Genomic DNA, 23668 nt, shown 5'->3' on the forward strand with positions numbered 1-23668 from the left:
GTATCACCGATGTCCCGAGAACGCGCAGCGTGGCGTGGCAGGGCATTGGGGGTTAATGTTTAAGGTCGGGCGCTATAATAGTACTGATTTGAAACGAAAAAAGGCCAGGGCGTGCCCCGGCCTTTTTTGATATCGGCACCAGACGGTGCGCCGTCAACGCCGTTTGCATTAACCCTACATCACCTCATGCATCCCCGTTACTTTGTAACGCTGCGCGTTCTCGGGGCATTGGGATATGATACACCTCAGGGGATAGGCCGGAGGCTTTCGGCGATGCTGTCTATATTAACGCAAACTCGAAACGCGCTAGGCCAGCATCGTCATCGGTGCTTCGAGATTGTCCTTGATCGCATTCAGCAGTTCTGCCCCCAGGGCCCCGTCAATAACACGGTGATCCACCGAAAGCGTGACGGACATCACCGTAGCAATGGCCAGTTCGCCATCGGCACCAACGACCGGTTTCTTAACCCCTGCACCCACGGCCAGAATGGCACCATGTGGCGGGTTAATGACCGCATCGAAATTGTCGATGCCCATCATACCAAGGTTCGAAATGGCAAAGCTGCCGCCTTGATATTCATGCGGTGCAAGCTTGCGGTCGCGGGCCCGACCGGCGAGGTCTTTCATCTCAGCAGAGAGGGCAGAAAGCGATTTCATCTCGGCGTCTTTCAACACGGGCGTAAACAAACCGCCCTCGATGGCCACAGCGACGGCCACATCGGAGGGCTTTAGTTTTAGTGTCCGGTCACCGGCCCAAACGGAATTGGCTTCTGGCACCTGTTGCAGGGCCAGCGCGCAGGCCTTGATGATAAAGTCGTTAACTGACAGTTTTACACCGCGCGCTTCAAGCTGCTTGTTCAGCTGACCGCGGAAGACCATCAGGTTATCAAGCTGAATATCGCGGCGCAGATAGAAATGCGGCACGGTCTGCTTCGCTTCGGTCAGGCGGGCAGCGATGGTCTTGCGCATACCGTCAAGTTTGACCTCTTCGAATTCACGGCCTTCGTACATCTTGAGGATCGCGTCGGTTGACGGGCCGCTGGCCTGTGGGGCTGTCGCGGGTGCTGAGGCTGTGGCAGCTGTGGTCGCAGTCGCGGCCTTGGGGGCGTCCGATTTGCTCAAGCCTTCGACATCGGCTTTGACAATGCGGCCACGCGGGCCGGATCCTTTGATGTTGTTCAGTTCAATCCCTTTGTCAGCAGCAATCCGGCGGGCGAGGGGGGAGGCAAAAACCCGGCTGCCATCCGGTGCCGCAGGGGCGGCGGGTGCCGGTTTGCTTTCGTTAACTGGCGTGGCGGATTCTGTTGCCGGTTCGGCCTTGGTTTCGGATTGTGGCGCGGGTGCCGCATCTGAGGACATGGCAATGTCACCGGCGCTTTCACCATCTTCCAACAGCACGGCGATGGCGGTGTTCACTTTCACCCCTTCCGTGCCGTCTTCGATCAGGATCTTGCCGATCACCCCTTCATCGACGGCTTCGAATTCCATCGTTGCCTTGTCGGTTTCGATCTCGGCCAGAACATCGCCAGAGGCCACTGTGTCGCCCTCTTTGACCAGCCACTTGGCAAGCGTGCCTTCTTCCATTGTTGGCGAGAGGGCGGGCATGAGAATTTCTATAGGCATCGTGTCCGCTCCTTATTTGTAGGTTACTTTTTTCACCGCGGCGATAACCTCGTCTGTGGTCAGCAACGCGTGTTTTTCAAGGTTCGCCGCATAGGGCATGGGTACATCTTTGCCTGTGCAATTGATGACCGGCGCGTCGAGGTAATCAAAGGCTTCTTGCATCACGACAGAAGAGATGTAGTTGCCGACAGAGCCCTGCGGCCAGCCCTCTTCGACGGTGACCAAACGGTTGGTTTTCATAACCGAATTCAGGATTGCGCCGGTGTCCATCGGGCGCAGCGTGCGCAGGTCGATGACTTCGGCGTTAATCCCTTCTTCAGCCAGTTTATCTGCGGCTTCAAGCGCATAGCTCATCCCGATGCCAAAGCTGACGATGGTGACGTCCTCACCTTCGCGCCAGATGCGGGCCTTGCCGAAAGGAACCGTATAATCATCCAATTCAGGCACATCGAAACTGCGCCCGTAAAGGATTTCATTCTCCAGAAAGATCACCGGGTTCGGATCGCGGATCGCGGTTTTCATCAACCCCTTATAGTCGGAGGCAGAATAGGGCATCGCAACCTTGAGGCCGGGTACTTGCATGTACCATGCGGCGTAATCCTGCGAATGCTGTGCGCCCACACGGGCGGCGGCACCGTTGGGGCCACGGAACACCATCGGCGCTCCCATCTGGCCGCCGGACATGTAAAGCGTCTTGGCGGCAGAGTTGATGATGTGGTCGATTGCCTGCATCGCAAAGTTGAAGGTCATGAATTCGACAATCGGACGCAATCCGCCAAAGGCGGCGCCGGTTGCAATGCCGGCAAACCCGTGTTCGGTGATCGGCGTGTCGATGACCCGCTTGCTGCCGAACTCTTCCAGCATTCCCTGCGAGATTTTATAGGCCCCCTGATATTCGGCGACCTCTTCCCCCATCAGGAAAACACTGTCGTCGCGGCGCATTTCTTCGGACATGCCGTCGCGCAGCGCTTCGCGCACTGTTTGCTGCTTTAACGGTGTGCCCCCCGGCCAGTCGGGGGAGGTGTCAACTTGCGGTTCCGGGTGGCTCATGCCGGCGGCGGGCGCATCCTCTGAAGATTGGGCTTTGTCGGCAGGGACAGGTGCGCTGGCTTTTTCGGCGGGCGCATTGGCGATGTCATCCGCACTTTCGCCCTCTTCCAGCAGCACGGCAATAGCGACATTTACCTTTACACCTTCGGTGCCCTCGGCCACCAGAATTTTGCCGATTACGCCTTCGTCGACGGCTTCGAACTCCATTGTGGCCTTGTCGGTTTCGATCTCGGCCAGAATATCGCCGGAGGAGACAGTGTCGCCCTCCTTGACCAGCCATTTCGCCAATGTGCCTTCTTCCATTGTGGGGCTCAGGGCGGGCATCAGGATTTCAGTTGCCATGGGTTAAGCCTCCATCTCTGCGTAAATATCGGTCCAAAGTTCTTCCAAAGCGGGCTCTGGCGAGGTTTTGGCAAATTCGGCGCTATCGTTGACAACTTTCTTAATATCTTTGTCCATCGCCTTGAGGTCGTCTTCGGTGGCGTGTTTGCCGGTCAGTAACAGAGTGCGGACGGCTTCGATCGGGTCGCGTTCGTCGCGCATCTTTTGCACCTCTTCACGGGTCCGGTACTTCGCCGGATCAGACATCGAATGCCCCCGATAACGGTAGGTTTTGATTTCCAGAATGTACGGACCCTTGCCAGAGCGGCAATGCGCCACGGCGGTTTCGCCGGCAGCTTTCACGGCCAGAACATCCATGCCATCCACCGCTTCGCCGAGGATGCCAAAGGCTTTACCGCGTTCCCAGATTTCGGCAGAGGAGGTCGAGCGTTGCTGCGAGGTACCCATGGCGTATTGGTTGTTCTCAATGACAAAAATACAGGGCAGCGACCAAAGCGCGGCCATATTGAAGGTCTCGTAAACCTGTCCCTGATTTGCGGCACCATCCCCGAAATAGGTAAAGGTGACACGCCCGTTTTCCTTGTATTTATCTGAAAAAGCCAGCCCGGCCCCCAAGGGCACCTGCGCCGCCACAATGCCGTGGCCGCCGTAAAAATGCTTTTCCTTGCTAAACATATGCATGGAGCCACCCTTGCCTTTGGAGTATCCCCCCTCGCGGCCAGTCAGCTCGGCCATGACTCCGTTCGGGTCCATGCCGCAGGCCAGCATGTGACCGTGATCGCGGTAAGAGGTGATGCGTTTGTCGCCCTCTTCTGCGGCAGCCTCAAGGCCGACCACCACGGCCTCCTGACCGATATAGAGATGACAAAAGCCGCCAATCAAACCCATGCCATAGAGCTGGCCCGCTTTTTCTTCGAACCTGCGGATTAGCAACATGTCCTTATAGTAGGTCTTGAGTTCGTCCGCCGTCACGTTTGGTTTCTTGGTGGTTTTCTTTGCCGGCATGGGCCGTATCCTCCCGAAATACAGGTGCGAAGTAAAATATAGTTTAGCGTTAAACTATATCCTATCGGATTCGCAGGTCGAAGGGTAGGGGATATTGAAAACCTTCTGCCAGCAACCGGAACAGGCGTGTAACCGACTGAAAACGTTCAGCGGATTACGATCTCGTCACTGCGCACCATGCCCAACACGCGGCGCGCTTGTTCGTCGAGCAGATCAAGATCAAGGTAATCGTCCGACATGCGCCGGGTCAGGTTCTCCATCCGCGCAACATCGCTGTCCACCTGTGCCAGTTTCTCGCGCAGATCTGCGCTTTCGGCGAGGATCTCGGCGCGGCGGAACAGTCCGAAGTCGCCCTGCACAGCGGCAAAGGTAAAATAAAGACTAAGCGCAAAGGCGATGGCAAAGAAAAACAATGTGCCAAATGCGGGGCGCGGGGTGTGGTTCATACTGGTCTGCCTTGATGCGTCTCTTGATGGACGTGTCAGAACACTATGCCACAGGTGATTCGCCATGTGAATCCCTATTGCGCCCAAACCCCTTATTTTCTGAGGTTTATTGCGTTTCGAGTACAACCTGAGACATCACGCACCCCTTTTCGCGTACGGCAAAAGATGGTGGCCACGCACAAGGGATCCCAGTTACTCGAAACGCTATAGGTATTTTTACATGATCAGGCCGGGATGCCTTCAAGGGCGGCAACACCGGGCAAGGTTTTGCCTTCCATCCATTCCAGAAAGGCCCCGCCCGCCGTGGAGATATAGGTGAAATCCTCTGCCACGCCAGCCTTGTTCAAGGCCGCAACCGTATCCCCGCCACCGGCAACGGATACCAATGCACCATCAATGGTCTGTTTGGCGGCAATTTGCGCGGCGCTGACCGTGGCAGTGTCGAAAGGCGCAATTTCAAAAGCACCAAGCGGGCCGTTCCAGATCAGGGTTTTCAGCCCGTCAAAGGCGGCGCGCACGATCTCGACACTGGCAGGGCCGGCATCCAGCACCATCTGATCGCTGGCGAGGCGGGTGTCAGCGTCAAGTTGCACCACCTCATGGGCGGCACCGGCGGCAAATTCACGCGTGACCAAGCCGTCTTGTGGCAGGATCACGCGGCATCCGGCGCGCTCGGCCTGGGCCATAATATCGCGGGCCGTGTCATAGAAATCAGGCTCTTGCAGGGAGGCCCCCATGTCAGCCCCCATCGCACCCAGAAAGGTATTTGCCATGCCACCGCCGATGATCAGCGTGTCCAGACGGTTCACCAGATTTTCCAGCAATGCAATCTTGGTCGACACTTTTGCACCGCCCACAACGGCCCCCACGGGCCGCTCTGGTGTGGACAGGGCCGTCTCCAGCGCGCGCAACTCGGCCTGCATCAAACGCCCGGCACAAGACGGCATATGCTGCGCGATGCCCGTGGTAGAGGCATGGGCACGATGCGCCGCAGAGAATGCATCATTGCAAAAGACATCCCCGAGCGCCGCAAGCCGCGCGGCAAAGCCGGAATCGTTGCTTTCCTCTCCGGGATGAAAGCGAATGTTCTCAAGCAGAACAACATCTGCCGAGTTTACCTCGTCTGTCAGGGCTTCGGCGGCTTCCATGGTTTCAACAAAGGCCACCGAAACACCAAGCGCGTCCTTGAGCGCGGGGAGAACCTGCCGCAGGCTCATGTCCAGAACAACTTTGCCTTTGGGGCGACCGAAATGGGCCAGCAACATCGGCTTGCCACCCTTGGCCAGAATATCGCGCACCGTGGGTACAATCCGTTCAATCCGCGTGGCGTCGCTCACCTGTCCGTTTTCAACCGGTACGTTAATATCGACACGCACCAACACGCGTTTTCCCATCACATCCAGATCGTCCAGCGATTTCCAGCCCATCAAATTCATCCTATTGTGCATATTTCCCCAAGGGTTTTGCCTTTCTGGGCCGAATGGTCAATGCACTCGCTTGGCAATCGGGCGGATCACGCCTAATTAGGAGGAAATCAGATTAAGGAGCGCCTCATGGCCGAGATTAAAGACCCGGAAAACACCATCCTGATGGAGCTGAAAGACGGCACCGTCACCATCGAACTTATGCCAGACCTGGCACCACAGCACGTCGCACGGATGAAAGAACTGGCCCGCGCCGGCAAATATGACAACGTTTGCTTTCACCGGGTGATCGACGGCTTTATGGCCCAGACCGGCGACGTACAGCATGGCAACATGGAAGACGGGTTTAACCTGCGCAGCGCAGGGACCGGTGGCTCTGACCTTGGCAATGTGCCTGCGGAATTTTCCAAAGTGCCCCATGCCCGTGGCTCTATCGGTGCGGCACGTTCCGCCAACCCTGACTCGGCCAACAGCCAGTTCTTCATCAACTTTTCCGACAACAACTTCCTGAACGGCCAGTATACTGTTTACGGTCAGGTTACCTCTGGGATGGAACATGTTGACGCGATCACCCGCGGCGAGCCACCTGCGAGCCCTGACCGCATGATCAGCGTCAAGGTTGCCGCAGATGTTTAAGGCAGCATTGGCCGGCGGCCTGTTTGCGGCGCTTGTCACCTCTGCGGCTTCGGCCTCTGGTCTCAAGATCGAGGTTGCGGGCGAATCCAATGGCACAATTGTCATTGATCTGCTTGAGGATGTCGCGCCCAAACATGTTGAACGGATTACGGCCTTGGCCGAAGCCGGTGCGTATGACGGGGTTGTGTTCCACCGTGTGATCGAAGGTTTCATGGCGCAGACCGGGGATGTAGAATTCGGCAAGGCCGGCGGTGATACCCGCCGCGCCGGCATGGGTGGGTCCGATATGCCCGATCTTCCGGCAGAATTTTCTGATCTGCCTTTTGACAAGGGTGTCGTGGGCATGGCCCGGTCGCAAAGCCCGAATTCCGCGAACAGCCAGTTCTTTATCATGTTTGACGCAGGCCATTTCCTGAACGGTCAGTACACCGTTGTAGGTCGTGTGACTGAAGGGCAGGAGGTCGTGGATGCGATCAAGCTGGGCACCGGGGGCAATGGTGCGATGGTTGGCGCACCGGATGTAATGACATCGGTCACCGTTATCGACTGACATCTGTTCGGAGATTATTTCTCAGAAAGGGCGTGCCTCAGGGTGCGCCCTTTTTTATGTGGGCCTTTGGGTTGCCGTAGCGGGGCAGGGCGACGCTGGGTTGGGGTACAAAAAAAGGGCACCGCCAATCTGGCGATGCCCGGTGATGTAAAATGCCGCGTTCTCGGGACATGGGTGAAAACAAGAGGTCTCAGGTTCAACGCCGGACGCTTGAGGTCACTGCTGTCGCGGATCAGGCTGCAGGGTTGCCCTTTGGCGACGCAGATGTTTTGGCACCCGGGTTCAGCGGATCGTCCTGACGCTGCACGGACCCTTCGAAATGCGCGCCGGATTCAATCGCGATGGTCTTGTGAATGATGTCACCCTCGACCCGCGCGGTTGAGGTCAGACGTACCTTAAGGCCGCGCACACGGCCCACGATGCGACCGTTGATCACAACGTCATCAGCGATCACTTCGCCTTTGATTGTCGCGCTCTCACCAATGGTCAACAGATGGGCGCGAATGTCCCCTTCGACCGTACCTTCAACTTGAATATCGCCGGTTGTCTTCATGTTGCCGGTGACATGCAGATCAGCAGACAACAAAGAGGCCGGAGGCTTGGCCTTGGGGGCGCTGGCCTTGAATTCACTTGGCTTGGCCTGCGCGCTGGCCTGCTGTGCAGGCGCTGATGGCGCGGGCGACTTTGGCATGTCTGCGTCTTTGCTTGGTGCGGGATCGTTGATTTTACTTTTAGAAAACATCGTTTGCTGCCTTGATATAGATCATCGGGTTTACAGCCTTGCCACCTACACGCACTTCGTAATGCAGATGAACGCCGGTTACTCTTCCAGAGGCTCCCATATCACCGATATGTTGCCCGCGCGAGACCCTTTGTCCGACTTTTACACGGATGCGGGATTGGTGCGCATAACGGGTTTCGATGCCAAATTCATGCTGAATTTTGACAAGCCTACCATATCCTGATTGCCAGCCCGCATGGGTCACAACACCGTCCGCTGTTGCATAAAGCGGTGTGCCAGTGGGGGCCGCGAAATCAACACCGGAATGCATCCGGCGGCCGCCGGTTTTGGGGTCGCGGCGGTAGCCGAATTTACTGGTGAAGCGGAAGGCGTTTTTGACGGGATTCGCAAAAGGCGCTTTTTCGGCAGCGATCCGGTAGAGATTCAGGCGGTCCATCTGGTTCAACAGGCGATTGGCGCGCAGGGTATCGGCGGTAGGGTCCTCGCCGCGTGTGCTGAATGTCAGCGGTGTCATCGGGCCGCCCTGACCGGAATAGCCGCGGCGCACGGTCGCAAGAATCCGGTCCGTTGGCATTCCGGCGCTGCGGAACATCTTGTCCAGCGGTGCGACGGAAACGGTCATCGCCTCTTCCAACTGGCGGAAAATCGCGTTGTTCTGGTCGCGCATCAGGGCAATTTCCTGGCTCATGCGGTCAGCTTCAAGCAGAGCTTGCTGCGCGTCGGCCACGACCTTGTCACGCTCTTTTGCAGTCTGCTCAAGCGCCTCAGCCAGAAAACCCAAAGGGGCGGCATTGGACGCTGTGCGCACGGCGGCACCGTCGCCGGCCTCCAGGCTGCCCTCAAGCTCGGCCAGTTGTGTGCGGGCCGTTTCGCGGTCCTGCATGGTCTGGCGTAGTGTGCTTTGAATTACGTCTATTCCGGTTTCCAGCTCGCGGCGTTTGGTTTCGGATTGCAAGAGTTCCGACTGCATCACCGAAATCTGTTTAAGCGCGACGTTGAACCGTTCTTGCGCGGCCAGCGCCTCGGAAGCGCGGTTGTCCCGTTGGGAGGACAGATCGTTCAGGCGGGCCTGATAAGTGCGTTGGTCACGTTTGGCCTGTTCGCGAAAATTTCCCGACCCAATGCTGTCCATCAAGATCACCGCAGTGGCCACAATCGACCATGCCACCAACAAGGAGCAGCCGGCAAAGGCAACCAACTGGGTGCCGGGGCGCAGGCGGATAAATCGGGTGTCAGTGTCGGATTTCAGGAATACACGGCGTTCCGGAAAATAGTTTTCCAGAATGGAATGGATTTTGATTGCAATCCTTGTGCGCACTGTGTGTACCCCTTCAACGTCCCAGTCGCGGAACCGTCCGGGCGGCCCGTCTATTGTAATCGGTTCAATATCCAGTGATGGCGCATGGGGCAAGACCGTTGCCAAATGTCACCCCGTGAAAGCGGCGGATTGGTGCAGAGTGGCAAAAATCCGCCGATACCAGTGACTTGTGTTGCGTGGTTCACGCTATACCACAGAGGTTTTTCGGGCGGTCAGGGGCCAATAGAAGTCTGGCGGAATGCCCGCTTCGGCGCGTTTTTCTTCGTTGAATGGTGGTTTCAGATGACCGTGAAAGTAGGTTCTGACAAGGGCGTGAAAGCGTTCCTTGGGATCCTCGTTGTGACGTCCGCAAAGGAAATGGAACCACTTGCTGCCATAGGCGACATGTGCCACTTCTTCGGCATAGATTGTTTCAAGCGCTGCAACCGCACTGTCGGCTTTGGCCTGCTTGAACAGTTTGATCATGCCCGGTGTCACATCAAGGCCACGGGCTTCCAGCACCATGGGGACAACGGCAAGCCGGCCCATGAAATCGGTTGCGGTATCTTCGGCGGCGCGCCACATGCCGGCATGGGCGGGCAAAGCGCCGTAGAAACTGCCCAACTCCTCCAAACAATCAGCCATCAGGTTGAAATGTTTAGATTCTTCGTCGGCGGCCTTGACCCAGTCGTCGTAAAAACCCATCGGCATTTCAACATCGGCAAACCGCGCAATGATATCCCAATGCAGATCTACCGCGTTCAATTCGATATGGGCCACCGCATGAAGCATGGCAATGCGTCCCTCGGGGGTGCCGGGTTTGCGGCTGGGCACATCCCGCGGACGAAGCAATTCGGGCTGTGTTGGGCGGGCCGGATGCATCGGCGGATCAGCGCGGCCAATTTCGCAGGCTGTACCCTCCGCGCGGGCGGCTTGCCACTGCGCGGCCAGACGCCGCGACAGGGCGGTCTTTTCACGCCCGTCGCTACAGCGCAGCACGCTTTCGGCCATCTGTGCCAGCGGCATCATAGCGCGCGCACCGCGTCCAAAACGGCTTCGACGTGGCCGGGCACTTTGACCTTGCGCCAGACTTGCGCGATCTTGCCGTCCGCGCCGATCAAATAGGTCGCACGTTCAATCCCCATCGATTTTTTGCCGTACATGTTTTTTTCGACCCAGACGCCATAGGCTTCGGTCACAGTGCCGTCTTCATCGGACAAAAGCGGTACGGTCAGATCATGTTTGGCGGTAAACTTGTCGTGTTTCGCCATGGTGTCGCGTGAAATGCCAAAGACCTTCGCCCCTGCGGCATGAAAATCATCCAGTTGGGTGGAAAAACCGATGCTTTCCTTGGTGCAGCCCGGCGTATCGTCACGCGGATAGAAAAACAGGACAACCGGCGCACCTTGCAGCGCACTGAGGGTTACGGTGTCGCCGCCGGTCACAGGGAGGGTGAAATCGGGGGCGGTGTCGGCGATATCGGGCATTCTTGATCTCTTTCACTTGGAAGCGCTTCGGTGGCCTGACATAGTAGTGCCATACGCGCCAGTGCCAAGCCCGCGCCCCAGAAATCGGATCCCGATGAGCGAACCTGCCTCCCCATCTGTTGCCAAACCCCGCAAGCGCCTGATCGGTCGCGGGATGATGTGGCTGTTGAACTGGACGCTGGGGGTGATCACGGTGGCGGTTCTGGCGGCAGGCGGGGTGGTGCTGTACCTCCAGAATAACGCGGTGGTTGCGCCGGTCTGGGTCCGCACCATGATCGAGGCGCGCATCGCCGAGGCCTTGCCACAAGCGCGGGTGCAGTTTGGCGAGATGGCGTTCTTGATGGAGGACGGCTGGCGACCACGGGTGCGGCTGCGCGACGTTGCCGCCTTTGCCACAACAGGCGAGGAGCTGATCCGGTTTCACGAGTTTAAAGCCACGTTTTCAACGCGCCAGTTGCTGATCGGGCAGCCGCGCCCCAAGGACATTGCCCTAAGTGGCATCGTGGCGCGCTTGCGCCGTGACAAAGACGGGCGGGTATCGGTGCAAACCGGCCTGACCGGCTTTGGCGCCGAACGGCAGGCCGCCACATTGCCGGATTTGATCGGACAGGTTGATGATGTGTTGCTGCGTCCGACACTCAGCGCATTGCGGTCGGTTGATCTGCGGGCGCTAACCCTGCGGTTCGAGGATGTGCGCTCGGGCCGCGTCTGGACGATGGATGGCGGCCGGCTACAGTTGGGGCGGGAGGCAGACACCCTGCGGATCAATGCAAATCTTGCGGTACTGACTGGCGGCACCGGTGTGGCCACGCTTGAGGCGAACTATACCAGCGTTATCGGGGAAACGGCGGCGGAATTCGGGGTCACCTTTGACGGTGTCGGGGCACAGGATATTGCGGTGCAGGATCCGGTGCTTGCCTGGCTTGGGGTGTTAAAGGCCCCGATTTCGGGATCGGTCCGGGCGGGCCTGAACGACTTGGGGCGGTTTACACCATGGGCCGCAACCTTGCAGATCGGTGCCGGTGTTGTTCAGCCCACAGAGGGCGCAGTGCCGGTGCCGTTTGACGGTGCGCGCAGCTATTTCAGTTATAATCCAGACGACAAGCTGCTGACTTTTGATGAATTGTCTGTGCGCAGCAAATGGATCACCGGACAGGCCAATGGCACTGCGGCGCTGGGGCTGGATGGCGAAAGCGGTGCCCTGAAAGACTTGGTGGGCCAGATCCAGCTGAGTGATCTCAAGGCCAATCCCGGTGATCTTTATGAAGCACCGGTCGCCCTTGCCGGTGTGGAACTTGATCTGCGGTTGGAGCTTGACCCGTTTCGCATGACCTTGGGGCGGGCCCAGATTTCGGATCAGGGTCGAACCGCCATGGTGGATGGTTTTGTATCTGCGGGGGCAGAGGGTTGGCAGGTGGCGCTGGATGCCCAGATGGACGGGATCGCGCCGGATCGGTTGCTTGCGCTCTGGCCGGAACGGGCGGCAACAGGCACGCGTAGATGGTTGGTGGACAACCTTAGATCTGGTGCCCTCAGCAACATCGACGTGGCGGTGCGCCGTGCCCCAGGGGCGGTGCCGCATACCTATCTGGCCTTTGATTACGCGGAGGCGCATGTGCGGTTCGCAAGAACATTACCGCCGGTCACTGAGGGGCGCGGCCATGTCACCCTGACGGATAACCGGTTGGTGGTTTCACTGGACACCGGCAAGCTGAACCCGCCGGAGGGCGGTACAATCGACCTGATCGGTTCCTCCTTTATTATCCCGGATATTCTGGCCAAGGATGGCACGCCCGCTGTCGTGCGCCTTGACGCGCGCGCGAAAATTGCGGCGGCCCTATCGTTGCTGAACATGCCGCCGATGTCAGTGATGGATCGGGTCAACCTGCCGGTAAATCTGGCCGAAGGGACGGCGGCGCTGACCGGCACCTTGGCACTGCCCCTCAAGCGGGGAACCAAGCCAAAGGTGACGTATCACCTGCAGGGCGAATTGAACGTAATGCGCTCTCAGGTGTTGGTAAAGGGGCGCAAGATCACGGCACCGCGGTTGGCGTTGTTTGCCCAGAACGACGGATTTTCCCTGACCGGCAAGGGTGACATGGACGGGGTGCCCTTTGATGCCGTGTTCCGCCAACCGGTGGGGCCGGGGGCGGCCCCCGGCGTTCTAAGCGGTACAATTGCCCTTACCCCTAAGGGATTGACAGCATTTGGTATCAAATTGCCTGACGGATCGGTTACCGGGCGCGGGGTGGGCGAGATTGACGTTACCCTAAAGCGCGGCGTTGCCCCAAAGCTGCGGCTGCGCTCCAATCTGGTTGGCCTGGGCGTGGTGGTGCCGCAGGTCTCGTGGCGCAAACCGGCACAGCGGGCGGGCAAGCTGGCGGTAGATGTGACCCTGTCGCCTGTGCCCTCGGTGGACCGGCTTGAAGTGTCCGGTCCCGGCCTGTTGGCCATCGGCAATGTGCAGTTCAACAGCGACACAACACTGGACCGTGTGCGTCTTGACCAGCTTAAGGTTGGCAACTGGCTGGATGTGCCGGTCGAAGTGGTGGGCCGTGGTGCTGGGCGTTCAGTGCAGGTGGTGCTGCGCGGTGGTTCTCTCGACCTGCGGCGCGCCAGGTTCGGATCAGCGCCGCCAGACCCGACCGCACCGCCAATGGAGGTCCGGCTGGATCGGTTGCAAATTACCGATACCATTGCCTTGATCGGTTTGCAGGGGCAGTTCGGCACCCGCAAAGGTCTTGACGGAAGTTTCAAAGCCTCGCTGAATGGTGGTGCCCCAGTCGAGGGGCGGGTGATCCCGCAATCGGGGCGCAGCGCGGTGCGTCTGGTGTCTGCGGATGCGGGGCGGGTGTTGCGGGCGGCAGGGCTGCTGAAACAGGTGGTCGGGGGATCACTGTCACTGGTTTTGTTGCCGGTTGGAACGGACGGGGCATTTGACGGCAAGCTTGAAATCGGCGGTGTAGCGGTCAAGGACGCACCGGGTATCGCTGCGCTGTTAAACGCGGTCTCTGTGGTCGGGTTAGTCAATGAATTGAATGGTGACGGTATCTATTTCGAGACAGTCGAGGGCAGTTTTCGTCTGACACCCAACCGGTTGACCTTGATCGAGGCCAGCGCGGTAGGAGCGTCAATGGGGCTGTCGATGGATGGAACATATGCGCTGGATACCGGGCAGATCGCGATGCAGGGGGTTGTGTCGCCAATCTACCTTTTGAACGGCATCGGTTCTTTGTTCACCCGCAAGGGTGAGGGGCTGATCGGGGTCAATTATACGCTGAGCGGAGCGGCGAAAGACCCCAAGGTTGGGGTGAACCCGCTGTCGGCGCTGACACCGGCCATATTCCGCGAGATTTTTCGCGCGCCAGCGCCCGATTTGCCGGCGGTGGAAGAGGGCACCGGCAGCCCTTTGCCCACACCGGAACCACAGCGCAAAAGACCCGTTGAACGTGGTTACGAAGGGCGATAAGGCGCGGCCATGAAACTGTCTGATTTTGATTTTGATCTGCCCGAAACTCTGATCGCGACCCGCCCTGCGGTGCCGCGTACCTCTGCACGTTTACTGGTGGCGCAAGGAGATTTGATCCATGATCAGCGCGTCGGCGACCTGACGGCGTGGCTGCGGGCGGGGGACCGGCTGGTGCTGAACGATACCCGCGTTATTCCGGCGCGGTTGTTCGGGGTGCGGGTGCGTGACAGCAGTCAGGGCCGGGTCGAGGCCAAGATCGAGGTGACTTTGCTTGAACCGCGCGGCGATGGCACGTGGTCGGCGTTGATCAAACCCCTGCGCAAGCTGAAGTTGGGTGAAGTGGTGACCTTCAGCGCGGATTTAAGCGCAACACTGGAGGGCGCAGAGGACGGGCAGGGACATCTGCGGTTTAACTGCACTGGCGAAGATTTTGATGCTGCGCTGAACGATGCCGGTGCCATGCCGCTGCCGCCCTATATTGCCGCCAAACGCCCCGCCGATGCGCAGGACAAAACCGATTATCAAACGGTCTGGGCCAAGAACGCCGGGGCGGTTGCAGCCCCCACAGCGTCATTGCACTTTGATGAGGGTTTGCTGGTGCAGCTGAGCGACATGGGGGTGACCTTTTCCTATGTGACCTTGCATGTAGGGGCGGGCACGTTTTTACCGGTCAAGGTGGATGATATCGCAGACCACAAGATGCATTCGGAATGGGGCAGTGTTAGCGCCGCCGCCGCAGATGAGATTGCCGCGACCAAGGCGGCAGGCGGGCGGATCATTCCGGTTGGTACGACGGCCCTGCGTCTGATCGAAACCGCAGGGCGTGGCGGGCAGATTGCCCCATGGGAAGGGGATACGGATATTTTCATCACTCCCGGCTTCAGCTTTAACGTGGCGGATGCTCTGATGACGAATTTCCACCTGCCGAAATCAACACTGATGATGCTGGTCGCTGCCCTGATGGGGGTCGACAGGATCAAATCCATCTATGATCACGCAGTGGCCCGCGAATACAGGTTTTTCTCTTATGGCGATGCATCCCTGCTGTTGCCGCCGGAAAATTAATCAAAATACGCCAAACCCGTCGATTGCGGCATGTCGTGTCGCGGACAGAGGTGACCGTCTGCACACAGCGGGGCAGTGAGGCAGCATAAATCTAAGGAACAAGCGGTATGATTCAGGTTCTTTCAAGTGCGTGGGCACTGTTGCTGGGCATGGGCCTGTTGATGGTGGGTAACGGTATGCAGGGCACGCTGCTGGGTATTCGCGGTGCGCTGGAGGGGTTCTCGACCTTCGAGATGTCGATCGTGATGTCCTGCTATTTCGTAGGTTTCTTAGGCGGATCACGTATGGCGCCGGGTATGATCCGGCGTGTCGGCCACGTGCGGGTGTTTGCGGCGCTGGCTTCGTTGATCTCTGCAGTGATGATCCTGTATCCGACCTTTCCCAATATTGTGATCTGGTCGCTGGGGCGCATCCTGATCGGGTTTTGCTTTTCTGCGGTTTATGTAACAGCCGAAAGCTGGCTGAATAACGCGGCCGACAATTCCAACCGTGGTCAGGCCCTGTCGCTCTATATGATCGTGCAGACCTTGGGCATCGTGATCGCGCAGGCCCTGCTGCTGACGGCCGATCCGTCGGGCTTTATTCTCTTTGTGATCCCGTCGGTGTTGGTGAGTATCGCAATTACGCCGATCCTGTTGTCGATCAGCCCGACACCGGCTTTTGATACCACCAAACCGATGAGCCTGCGCGAGTTGGTCAACTTTTCACCGCTTGGCTGTGTCGGCATGTTTCTGCTGGGTGGGGTGTTTTCAGCACAGTTCGGTATGGCCGCCGTATACGGTGCCGAGGCAGGTCTGAGCGTTGCACAGATTTCGATGTTTGTGGCGACCTTCTTTGTCGGGTCGGTGGTGCTGCAATATCCCATCGGCTGGATTTCTGACCGGATGAACCGGCGGACCCTGATTGCCATTGTTTCCGTCATTGGGGCCTTGGGGTCGTTTGTCGGCATGTTTCTGGGCCATGTTTTCCCGATCTTGCTGGTTTCGGCTTTTATTGTCGGTGGGATGTCCAACCCTTTGTATTCGCTGCTGATTGCCCATACGAACGATTTTCTTGAGCATGAAGATATGGCGGCGGCATCCGGCGGGATGGTGTTTATCAACGGGCTTGGTGCAATCCTTGGGCCTGTGATAACCGGCTGGATGATGGGGACTGCGCTTGGCCCCGGCGGGTTTTACCTTTTCACTGCCGTTTTGTTCATCGTTCTGGCGTTCTACGCCACCTACCGTGCGACGCAGCGGGCCGGGATTGCGGTGGAAGACACCGGCGATTTCGTTGCCCTGACCGCTTCTGCCACTGTGGTGGCCGTCGAATATGCGCAGGAAATCGCCATAGAAGCGGAGCATGAACCGGAAAATTCCCCGTGAAGGTCGGATAGATGTCGGTTTTGATACAATTTGTGAATGGGCAGAATAGCGAAAACCCCCATAAGATGAACAGGTTGGGTCAATCAGGCCAAGGGAAAACAATATGACGACTCCACAAGAAATCCTTGAATTCTGGCTGGACGAGACCGGCCCGAAAGGCTGGTATGCCACAAACGACACATTGGATGCGCGGATCCGTGAGCGTTTTCAAAACGCTTGGGAAGAGGCGCACAGCGGTAAATTCTCGCTTTGGCTGACCTATCCGTCTGGCGCGCTGGCCTATATCATCCTGACCGATCAGTTTCCGCGTAACATGTTTCGCGGACAGGAGCGTGCCTTTGCCACGGACCGCGCTGCCCTTGCCGTGGCGAAATCAGCGATTGAACGCGGCTGGGATATGGCGATTGACGAACCGGCGCGCCAGTTTTTCTATATGCCGTTGATGCATTCGGAAAACCTATGTGATCAGGAACGCTGTGTGCGGTTGATGTGCGAGCGTATGCCACAGGAAGGCGCAGGTAACCTGCTGCACGCCCGGGCCCATCGCGAGGTGATCCGCCTGTTCGGGCGCTTCCCCTATCGCAATGATGCCTTGTCCCGGTCCAGCACAAACGCTGAACAGACCTATGTCGGGCAGGGCGGGTACGCCAGTACTCTGCGGGCGCTTCAAGCCGGGGCTGCCTGACGGCGAAAGGGGCTGGGTAAATCTCTTGGTTGTGAGTGGGTTCGATGTAGTTTAATGGTAAACTATATTTTCCACACTTATCCTGCGAGGTGTCGACCATGGCAGCGAAATCATTTGATCTTATCGTAATTGGTGCGGGGCCGGGTGGCTATGTGGCCGCGATCCGTGCCGCGCAACTGGGGATGAAAGTTGCCATTGTCGAGCGTGAGCATCTGGGCGGCATCTGTCTGAACTGGGGATGCATCCCGACCAAGGCGCTGCTGCGCTCTTCCGAGGTCTTTCACCTGATGCATCGGGCCAAGGAATTTGGCCTTAAAGCGGACGGCATCGGCTATGATCTTGACGCGGTGGTCAAACGCTCGCGTAAGGTGGCGGGGCAGCTGTCAGGTGGTATTGGCCATCTGATGAAAAAGAACAAGGTCACCGTTTTCATGGGCGCGGCCAGCATCCCTGCCAAGGGCAAAGTGGCGGTTAAGACCGACAAGGGAACTGACGAGCTGTCGGCAAAGAACATCGTGCTGGCCACAGGCGCACGGGCACGCGAACTGCCGGGGCTTGAGGCTGACGGTAAGCTGGTCTGGACCTATAAACACGCGCTGCAGCCAGCCCATATGCCGAAGAAACTGCTGGTCATTGGATCTGGTGCGATTGGCATTGAATTCGCCAGTTTTTACAACACGCTGGGTGCCGACACCACGGTTGTCGAAGTGATGGACCGGGTGTTGCCTGTGGAAGATGCCGAGATTTCGGCCTTTGCCAAGAAAGCCTTTGAAAAGCAGGGCATGAAGATCATGCAAAAAGCCATGGTCAAAAAGCTGGACCGCAAAGGCGATAAGGTGACCGCCCATATTGAGGTCGGCGGCAAGGTCGAGACCATGGAGTTTGACACGGTGATTTCCGCCGTGGGCATTGTCGGCAATGTTGAGGGGCTGGGTCTGGAGGCGCTGGGTGTGAAGATCGACCGCACGCATGTTATCACGGATGAGTATTGTCGCACAGGCGTTGACGGGCTTTATGCAATTGGCGACATCGCCGGTGCCCCATGGCTTGCGCATAAGGCCAGCCACGAGGGGGTGATGGTTGCGGATCTGATTGCCGGTAAACATGCCCATCCGGTCAAGCCCGAAAGCATTGCCGGCTGCACCTATTGCCATCCACAAGTGGCGAGTGTCGGCTATACCGAAGCCAAGGCCAAGGAGCTGGGGTATGAGATCAAGGTCGGGCGGTTTCCCTTCATCGGCAATGGCAAGGCGATTGCCCTGGGCGAGCCCGAGGGGATGATCAAAACGATCTTTGATGCCAAGACCGGAGAGTTGTTGGGCGCCCATATGGTGGGGGCGGAAGTGACCGAATTGATTCAGGGCTATGTGGTGGGGCGACAGTTGGAGACCACCGAAGAAGATCTGATGAACACGGTTTTCCCGCATCCAACCCTGAGCGAGATGATGCACGAGAGCGTTCTGGATGCCTATGACCGTGTGATCCATATGTAGGCGTAATCCGGCGGACGCGGCTGCGCCGCGACGACTTTCTGGGTGTGTGGTGCAACGAGATCGCGCCTTTGGCAAGGGTAAGCTGGACGATGGGAAGCTGCCTTTGCTGAGAAGCGGTTCAGGGGCAGGTCTGCCCTGAACGCGCCCGTTCAAGGGTGATGCGAGTCTGAGCGGCGTCAAGGACGGGCCAATCAAAGATTGGTCGCTGCGCGATCCTTGACCCCGATCAGAATCGCGGTCTGGATATCCTGCTGGACCCCTGTTCATTGCGCTGTCATAGATGGGCCATGGTTAGTCTCAATCGTGTCGTCATGCAGCCGTCAAGCCGACGGATGATCAATGCCCTTGGTCCACAAGGGCTTGATACTGCTGAGATTTCAGGGAAGTGGGGGCAGCGGTTTGACTTTAAAAGCTATGTTCAGTTCCGCTATCCTAAATATGATGTCTGCGAGGCCCCTTTTGTCGATGGCGACAGTGGCGCGCCCTGTCAGTTCGACCTGATCCTTGCCAATCAGGTGTGGGAGCACCTTGACCGGCCTTATGCCGCCACGCGCAATGTCCATGCCATGTTGCGTCCGGGGGGGTATTTCTGGCTTGCTGTGCCTTTCTTTGCGCCATTGCATGCTGCCCCACAGGATTGTTCGCGCTGGTCGGCGCGGGGGCTGAAGAACCTGTTGATCGAAGGCGGTTTCGACGAAGACGCGATTCATGCCGAGCAATGGGGCAACCGCCATGTGGCACGGCGCAACCTTGAAGAGGTCTGGCCGCCGGTGCATGACCCTGAAACCGATGACATCAAAAATGATCCTGACATGCCGGTTTGTGCATGGGCACTGGCGCAAAAGCTATGATGCCGGTGCACTCCAATAGCAGAACCTCTCAATGACACAGCGCGGGTCTTGGCCTCTGATCCTTGCGCTTTGGGGCGCGGGGCTGGGTGCGGCGGCACAATATGGCAAGGTTTCGGTTATTTTTGATCTGTTGCCGCAGGCCTATCCCGAAGCGGGTGCGGCCCTTGGCTGGGTTGTGTCGCTTGTCGGGTTTGTCGGTATCCTGTTCGGTGTCGTGGCTGGCTTGGTTGTCGCCCGCATCCGTTACCGTCGGGCGTTGCTCGGCGCGCTTTGGGTCGGGGCGGGGGTGTCACTGTTTCAGGCCAGTCTGCCAGCTTTGCCTTGGATGTTGCTCAGTCGGGTGATTGAAGGGGCGTCGCATCTGGCGATTGTTGTTGCGGCACCGACCTTGATTGCACAATTGGCACCGCCGCAACACCGCGGCTTTGCCTTGACGCTTTGGGGAACGTTCTTTGGTGTGGCCTTTGCCGTTCTTGCCTTTGCCGGCACGCCGCTGGTTCTGAATTGGGGGCTGCCGGCGTTGTTTCTGGCTCATGCGGCCTATATGGCGGCTTTTGCGGTTCTGTTGGGCGGGCTTTTGCGCGCCTTACCAGTTGAGGGAACACAGCCGGCGTTGTCTCTGTCGCAAATCCTGCGGGATCATCTGGCGATCTATCGGTCACCGTTTATCGCGGCCCCCGCTGCGGGTTGGTTGTTCTATACCTTTAGCTTTGTTTCGGTTCTGACCCTGTTGCCGCCGTTTCTTGATCCCGCCCTGCGTGCGCTTGTGATGACCGCAATGCCGTTGACCAGCATTATTGTTTCAATGACGCTGGGGGTGGCGCTGTTGCGGATCATGCCAGCGGTCCGGGTGATCGAGCTGGGGTTTGCCGGCAGTGCGCTTTGTATGATCTGGCTTTGGGCCATGCCTGCAGCGCCGCTGGCCTGTATCGCCCTTGCTGCCGGGCTGGGCCTTGTGCAGGGGGCCAGTTTCGCCGCAGTGCCACAGCTGAACGGGAGTGCCGCAAAACAGGCGCAGGCCAATGGCGCGATGGCGCAGATGGGCAATATTGGTAATACGTTGGGCACCCCGGTGATTGCCATGGCGATTGCCACGTCAGGCTATAGCGCATTGCCGCTTTTGGTGGCCGCGGTTCTGACGGCGGGTTTCCTGATCCATCTGGTTTTGGGGCATTTGCGTCGATAGAAAGACGTTCCTGTTTAGTTCTCATTTTTCCATTGGAAAATCCTGCGCGGCCCCCTATGTCTGGAGTGTTAACAGGGGTGTGTCATGGCTGAGCTGAAAAATATTGAGGTGCGCGGTGCGCGCGAACATAACCTCAAAAGCATTGATGTGGATATTCCACGCGATCAACTTGTTGTAATTACAGGTCTTTCTGGCTCTGGTAAGTCCTCGCTCGCCTTTGATACGATCTATGCCGAGGGGCAGAGGCGCTATGTCGAATCCCTCAGTGCCTATGCCCGGCAGTTTCTGGACATGATGCAAAAACCGGATGTGGATCATATTTCCGGTCTGTCCCCGGCGATTTCCATCGAGCAAAAGACAACCTCGAAAAATCCACGCTCTACTGTCGGCACGGTCACGGAAATCTATGACTATATGCGGCTGTTGTTCGCCCGCGTCGGCACGCCCTATTCCCCTGCAACGGGAAAACCCATCGAGGCCCAGCAGGTTCAGGACATGGTCGACCGGATCATGACCATGCAGGAGGGGACGCGCGCCTATTTGCTGGCCCCGATCGTACGGGACCGCAAAGGCGAATACCGCAAGGAATTCCTTGATCTGCGCAAACAGGGTTTCCAGCGGGTAAAGGTGAATGGTGAATTCTACGAATTGGACGAGCCGCCGACGCTGGACAAGAAGTTCCGCCATGATATCGACGTTGTGGTCGACCGGATTGTGGTGCGCGAAGGGTTGGAAACGCGACTGGCGGACAGCCTACGCACCGCGCTAGACTTGGCCGACGGGATTGCCATCCTTGAAACCGCCCCAGCCGAAGGAGAGCCGGAACGCAGCACGTTTTCCGAGAAATTTGCCTGTCCAGTCAGCGGCTTCACCATTCCCGAGATTGAGCCGCGCCTGTTCTCTTTCAACGCGCCATTTGGTGCATGTCCATCCTGTGATGGTTTGGGAAAAGAGTTGTTTTTTGATGAACGTCTGGTGGTGCCGGATCAGAACCTGAAAGTATATGATGGGGCGCTGGCTCCGTGGCGCAAGGGCAAGAGCCCCTATTTCAAGCAGACCATCGAAGCGATTGCCAAACATTTTGAGTTCAATCCGAATACGAAATGGAAGGACTTGGACGCCAAGGTTCAAAAAGTCTTTCTGCGCGGGTCGGGGAAGGAAGAGATCAAGTTTCGCTATGATGAAGGCGGCCGCGTTTATGAGGTTAGCCGCGTGTTCGAGGGGGTGATCCCCAACATGGAACGGCGCTATCGCGAGACTGACAGCAACTGGATTAGGGAGGAATTCGAGCGGTATCAGAACAACCGTCCCTGTGGCACCTGTGAGGGTTACCGTTTGCGTCCCGAAGCGCTGGCGGTCAAGATTGCGGGGCTGCATGCAGGGCAGGTTGTGCAGATGTCGATCCGCGAGGCGCTGGCATGGTGCGAGAGTGTTCCTGCCGAACTCAGCAAGCAGAAAAATGACATTGCCAAAGCGATCCTGAAGGAAATTCAAGAGCGTCTTGGGTTTCTAAATAATGTTGGATTAGAGTATCTTACACTAGCACGTTCAAGTGGTACATTAAGTGGCGGTGAAAGCCAGCGTATTCGATTGGCCTCGCAAATCGGGTCAGGGCTGACCGGGGTTCTTTACGTGTTGGATGAGCCGTCCATCGGTCTGCACCAGCGCGATAATGACCGCTTGCTGTTGACCCTGAAGAACCTGCGGGATCAGGGCAACACGGTTATCGTGGTTGAGCATGACGAAGAGGCGATCCGTGAGGCGGATTATGTTTTTGACATCGGTCCCGGGGCGGGCGTGCATGGCGGGCAGGTGGTCAGCCACGGCGTTCCTGCGGCGATTGCGGCAGACCCGAATTCGATCACAGGCCAATACCTGACCGGGGTGCGCGAAATCTCGATCCCCGCAACGCGCCGCAAAGGCAACAAGAAGAAAATTCAGGTGGTGAAAGCCACAGGAAACAACCTGCAAAATGTGACCGTTGATTTCCCCCTGGGCAAATTCGTTTGTGTCACCGGGGTTTCGGGCGGGGGAAAATCCACCCTGACCATTGAAACCCTGTTCAAGACCGCCTCAATGAACCTGAATGGCGCGCGCCAGACTCCGGCACCCTGCGAAACCATCAAGGGGCTGGAGCATCTGGACAAGGTCATCGACATCGACCAGCGCCCCATCGGGCGCACGCCGCGTTCCAATCCGGCGACCTATACCGGTGCCTTTACGCCGATCCGCGACTGGTTTGCCGGGCTGCCTGAGGCAAAGGCGCGGGGCTATAAACCCGGTCGGTTCAGCTTCAACGTTAAAGGTGGGCGATGTGAGGCCTGTCAGGGCGACGGTGTGATTAAGATCGAAATGCATTTCCTGCCGGATGTTTACGTGGAATGCGAGACCTGCAAAGGCGCACGCTATAACCGCGAGACACTGGAAATCAGGTTCAAAGGGAAATCTATTGCTGATGTTTTGGACATGACCGTTGAAGATGCCCAAACCTTCTTTGCCGCAGTGCCGTCAATCCGCGAAAAAATGGATGCGCTGATGCGGGTTGGGCTGGGTTACATCAAGGTCGGCCAGCAGGCGACAACGCTTTCTGGTGGCGAGGCGCAGCGGGTCAAACTGTCCAAAGAACTCAGCAAACGTTCCACAGGACGAACCCTGTATATTCTGGATGAACCAACAACCGGTTTACATTTTGAAGATGTTCGCAAGCTATTGGAAGTATTGCATGAATTGGTTGATCAGGGGAATTCGGTGATCGTCATCGAGCACAATCTGGATGTGGTGAAAACCGCCGATCATATCATCGACATCGGCCCCGAAGGCGGCGACGGTGGTGGGCGTGTGGTTGCCACTGGCACGCCCGAGGATGTGGCGAAAGTCGCCGAAAGCTATACCGGAAAATACCTCAAGCCGATGCTGGAGAAGGCGGCGAAAGTTGCAGCCGAATAGGGCG

Annotated in this window: 19 protein-coding genes; 10 read left to right on the plus strand and 9 right to left on the minus strand. The window is 57.9% G+C overall.

Annotated elements, in window-relative coordinates:
- Positions 1 to 306: 306 nt before the first annotated feature.
- From HKX44_RS03200 to HKX44_RS03220, 5 genes are all read right to left on the minus strand, one after another.
- The gene (locus HKX44_RS03200) at positions 307 to 1623 is read right to left on the minus strand and encodes a pyruvate dehydrogenase complex dihydrolipoamide acetyltransferase (RefSeq protein WP_276149853.1); all 1317 of its coding nucleotides are present in this window, start codon (positions 1621 to 1623) and stop codon (positions 307 to 309) included.
- A gap of 12 nt (positions 1624 to 1635) precedes the next feature.
- Positions 1636 to 3015, minus strand: coding sequence for a pyruvate dehydrogenase complex E1 component subunit beta (locus tag HKX44_RS03205; protein ID WP_276149854.1), 1380 nt, complete (start codon positions 3013 to 3015; stop codon positions 1636 to 1638).
- Between the two features lie 3 nt (positions 3016 to 3018).
- Entirely contained in the window at positions 3019 to 4020 is a 1002-nt protein-coding gene (pdhA, locus tag HKX44_RS03210) for a pyruvate dehydrogenase (acetyl-transferring) E1 component subunit alpha (RefSeq protein WP_276149855.1), read from the minus strand.
- 146 nt (positions 4021 to 4166) lie between these two features.
- The gene (locus HKX44_RS03215) at positions 4167 to 4466 is read right to left on the minus strand and encodes a septum formation initiator family protein (RefSeq protein WP_276149856.1); all 300 of its coding nucleotides are present in this window, start codon (positions 4464 to 4466) and stop codon (positions 4167 to 4169) included.
- A gap of 224 nt (positions 4467 to 4690) precedes the next feature.
- Positions 4691 to 5893: a phosphoglycerate kinase gene (locus tag HKX44_RS03220; RefSeq protein ID WP_276149857.1), complete on the minus strand. Its 1203-nt coding sequence runs from the start codon at positions 5891 to 5893 to the stop codon at positions 4691 to 4693.
- Between the two features lie 126 nt (positions 5894 to 6019).
- Between HKX44_RS03220 and HKX44_RS03225 the strand changes: the two genes are divergently transcribed.
- Both HKX44_RS03225 and HKX44_RS03230 read left to right on the plus strand, forming a co-directional pair.
- The gene (locus HKX44_RS03225) at positions 6020 to 6526 is read left to right on the plus strand and encodes a peptidylprolyl isomerase (RefSeq protein ID WP_276149858.1); all 507 of its coding nucleotides are present in this window, start codon (positions 6020 to 6022) and stop codon (positions 6524 to 6526) included.
- Positions 6519 to 7076 carry a peptidylprolyl isomerase gene (locus tag HKX44_RS03230; RefSeq protein WP_276149859.1) on the plus strand — a complete coding sequence of 186 codons (558 nt, stop codon included), beginning with the start codon at positions 6519 to 6521 and terminating at the stop codon, positions 7074 to 7076. Before HKX44_RS03225 ends, HKX44_RS03230 begins: the two co-directional genes overlap by 8 nt.
- A 232-nt stretch (positions 7077 to 7308) precedes the next feature.
- Here the strand turns inward: HKX44_RS03230 and HKX44_RS03235 are convergent, their stop codons facing one another.
- The 4 genes from HKX44_RS03235 to HKX44_RS03250 all read right to left on the minus strand — a co-directional run bounded on the left by HKX44_RS03235 (position 7309) and on the right by HKX44_RS03250 (position 10602).
- A complete protein-coding gene (locus HKX44_RS03235; protein ID WP_276149860.1) occupies positions 7309 to 7818 on the minus strand; it encodes a polymer-forming cytoskeletal protein in 510 nt (169 codons plus the stop codon).
- A complete protein-coding gene (locus HKX44_RS03240) occupies positions 7808 to 9136 on the minus strand; it encodes a DUF5930 domain-containing protein (protein WP_276150793.1) in 1329 nt (442 codons plus the stop codon). The genes HKX44_RS03235 and HKX44_RS03240 overlap by 11 nt, the downstream gene beginning before the upstream one ends.
- 186 nt (positions 9137 to 9322) lie before the next feature.
- Positions 9323 to 10144: a ferritin-like domain-containing protein gene (locus tag HKX44_RS03245; RefSeq protein ID WP_276149861.1), complete on the minus strand. Its 822-nt coding sequence runs from the start codon at positions 10142 to 10144 to the stop codon at positions 9323 to 9325.
- The gene (locus tag HKX44_RS03250) at positions 10141 to 10602 is read right to left on the minus strand and encodes a peroxiredoxin (RefSeq protein WP_276149862.1); all 462 of its coding nucleotides are present in this window, start codon (positions 10600 to 10602) and stop codon (positions 10141 to 10143) included. The genes HKX44_RS03245 and HKX44_RS03250 overlap by 4 nt, the downstream gene beginning before the upstream one ends.
- 94 nt (positions 10603 to 10696) lie before the next feature.
- Between HKX44_RS03250 and HKX44_RS03255 the strand changes: the two genes are divergently transcribed.
- From HKX44_RS03255 to uvrA, 8 genes are all read left to right on the plus strand, one after another.
- Positions 10697 to 14071 carry an AsmA-like C-terminal region-containing protein gene (locus tag HKX44_RS03255; protein WP_276149863.1) on the plus strand — a complete coding sequence of 1125 codons (3375 nt, stop codon included), beginning with the start codon at positions 10697 to 10699 and terminating at the stop codon, positions 14069 to 14071.
- A 9-nt stretch (positions 14072 to 14080) separates the two neighbouring features.
- A complete protein-coding gene (queA, locus tag HKX44_RS03260; RefSeq protein ID WP_276149864.1) occupies positions 14081 to 15136 on the plus strand; it encodes a tRNA preQ1(34) S-adenosylmethionine ribosyltransferase-isomerase QueA in 1056 nt (351 codons plus the stop codon).
- A gap of 107 nt (positions 15137 to 15243) precedes the next feature.
- Positions 15244 to 16503, plus strand: a complete 1260-nt coding sequence (locus HKX44_RS03265) for an MFS transporter (RefSeq protein WP_276149865.1) — start codon at positions 15244 to 15246, stop codon at positions 16501 to 16503.
- Positions 16504 to 16606: 103 nt separating this feature from the next.
- Positions 16607 to 17188, plus strand: coding sequence for a DUF924 family protein (locus HKX44_RS03270; RefSeq protein ID WP_276149866.1), 582 nt, complete (start codon positions 16607 to 16609; stop codon positions 17186 to 17188).
- 98 nt (positions 17189 to 17286) lie between these two features.
- The gene (gene lpdA, locus HKX44_RS03275; RefSeq protein ID WP_276149867.1) at positions 17287 to 18681 is read left to right on the plus strand and encodes a dihydrolipoyl dehydrogenase; all 1395 of its coding nucleotides are present in this window, start codon (positions 17287 to 17289) and stop codon (positions 18679 to 18681) included.
- Positions 18682 to 18968: 287 nt separating this feature from the next.
- Positions 18969 to 19532 carry a methyltransferase gene (locus HKX44_RS03280; protein ID WP_276149868.1) on the plus strand — a complete coding sequence of 188 codons (564 nt, stop codon included), beginning with the start codon at positions 18969 to 18971 and terminating at the stop codon, positions 19530 to 19532.
- Positions 19533 to 19563: 31 nt separating this feature from the next.
- Complete coding sequence (locus HKX44_RS03285) at positions 19564 to 20718, plus strand: MFS transporter (RefSeq protein WP_276149869.1); 1155 nt, start codon at positions 19564 to 19566, stop codon at positions 20716 to 20718.
- Between the two features lie 84 nt (positions 20719 to 20802).
- Positions 20803 to 23664, plus strand: a complete 2862-nt coding sequence (gene uvrA / locus HKX44_RS03290) for an excinuclease ABC subunit UvrA (protein WP_276149870.1) — start codon at positions 20803 to 20805, stop codon at positions 23662 to 23664.
- The last annotated feature ends 4 nt before the right edge of the window (positions 23665 to 23668 follow it).

The organism is Sulfitobacter sp. M05 (assembly GCF_029285175.1).
Taxonomy (GTDB): Bacteria; Pseudomonadota; Alphaproteobacteria; order Rhodobacterales; family Rhodobacteraceae; genus Sulfitobacter.

What these genes read in the sequence shown, in the direction of transcription:
- HKX44_RS03200 (WP_276149853.1), bottom strand. Translation starts at nt 1,623, where the DNA reads ATGCCTATAGAAATTCTCATGCCCGCCCTCTCGCCAACAATGGAAGAA.
- HKX44_RS03205 (WP_276149854.1), bottom strand. Translation starts at nt 3,015, where the DNA reads ATGGCAACTGAAATCCTGATGCCCGCCCTGAGCCCCACAATGGAAGAA.
- pdhA (WP_276149855.1), bottom strand. Translation starts at nt 4,020, where the DNA reads ATGCCGGCAAAGAAAACCACCAAGAAACCAAACGTGACGGCGGACGAA.
- HKX44_RS03215 (WP_276149856.1), bottom strand. Translation starts at nt 4,466, where the DNA reads ATGAACCACACCCCGCGCCCCGCATTTGGCACATTGTTTTTCTTTGCC.
- HKX44_RS03220 (WP_276149857.1), bottom strand. Translation starts at nt 5,893, where the DNA reads ATGGGCTGGAAATCGCTGGACGATCTGGATGTGATGGGAAAACGCGTG.
- HKX44_RS03225 (WP_276149858.1), top strand. Translation starts at nt 6,020, where the DNA reads ATGGCCGAGATTAAAGACCCGGAAAACACCATCCTGATGGAGCTGAAA.
- HKX44_RS03230 (WP_276149859.1), top strand. Translation starts at nt 6,519, where the DNA reads ATGTTTAAGGCAGCATTGGCCGGCGGCCTGTTTGCGGCGCTTGTCACC.
- HKX44_RS03235 (WP_276149860.1), bottom strand. Translation starts at nt 7,818, where the DNA reads ATGTTTTCTAAAAGTAAAATCAACGATCCCGCACCAAGCAAAGACGCA.
- HKX44_RS03245 (WP_276149861.1), bottom strand. Translation starts at nt 10,144, where the DNA reads ATGATGCCGCTGGCACAGATGGCCGAAAGCGTGCTGCGCTGTAGCGAC.
- HKX44_RS03250 (WP_276149862.1), bottom strand. Translation starts at nt 10,602, where the DNA reads ATGCCCGATATCGCCGACACCGCCCCCGATTTCACCCTCCCTGTGACC.
- HKX44_RS03255 (WP_276149863.1), top strand. Translation starts at nt 10,697, where the DNA reads ATGAGCGAACCTGCCTCCCCATCTGTTGCCAAACCCCGCAAGCGCCTG.
- queA (WP_276149864.1), top strand. Translation starts at nt 14,081, where the DNA reads ATGAAACTGTCTGATTTTGATTTTGATCTGCCCGAAACTCTGATCGCG.
- HKX44_RS03265 (WP_276149865.1), top strand. Translation starts at nt 15,244, where the DNA reads ATGATTCAGGTTCTTTCAAGTGCGTGGGCACTGTTGCTGGGCATGGGC.
- HKX44_RS03270 (WP_276149866.1), top strand. Translation starts at nt 16,607, where the DNA reads ATGACGACTCCACAAGAAATCCTTGAATTCTGGCTGGACGAGACCGGC.
- lpdA (WP_276149867.1), top strand. Translation starts at nt 17,287, where the DNA reads ATGGCAGCGAAATCATTTGATCTTATCGTAATTGGTGCGGGGCCGGGT.
- HKX44_RS03280 (WP_276149868.1), top strand. Translation starts at nt 18,969, where the DNA reads ATGGTTAGTCTCAATCGTGTCGTCATGCAGCCGTCAAGCCGACGGATG.
- HKX44_RS03285 (WP_276149869.1), top strand. Translation starts at nt 19,564, where the DNA reads ATGACACAGCGCGGGTCTTGGCCTCTGATCCTTGCGCTTTGGGGCGCG.
- uvrA (WP_276149870.1), top strand. Translation starts at nt 20,803, where the DNA reads ATGGCTGAGCTGAAAAATATTGAGGTGCGCGGTGCGCGCGAACATAAC.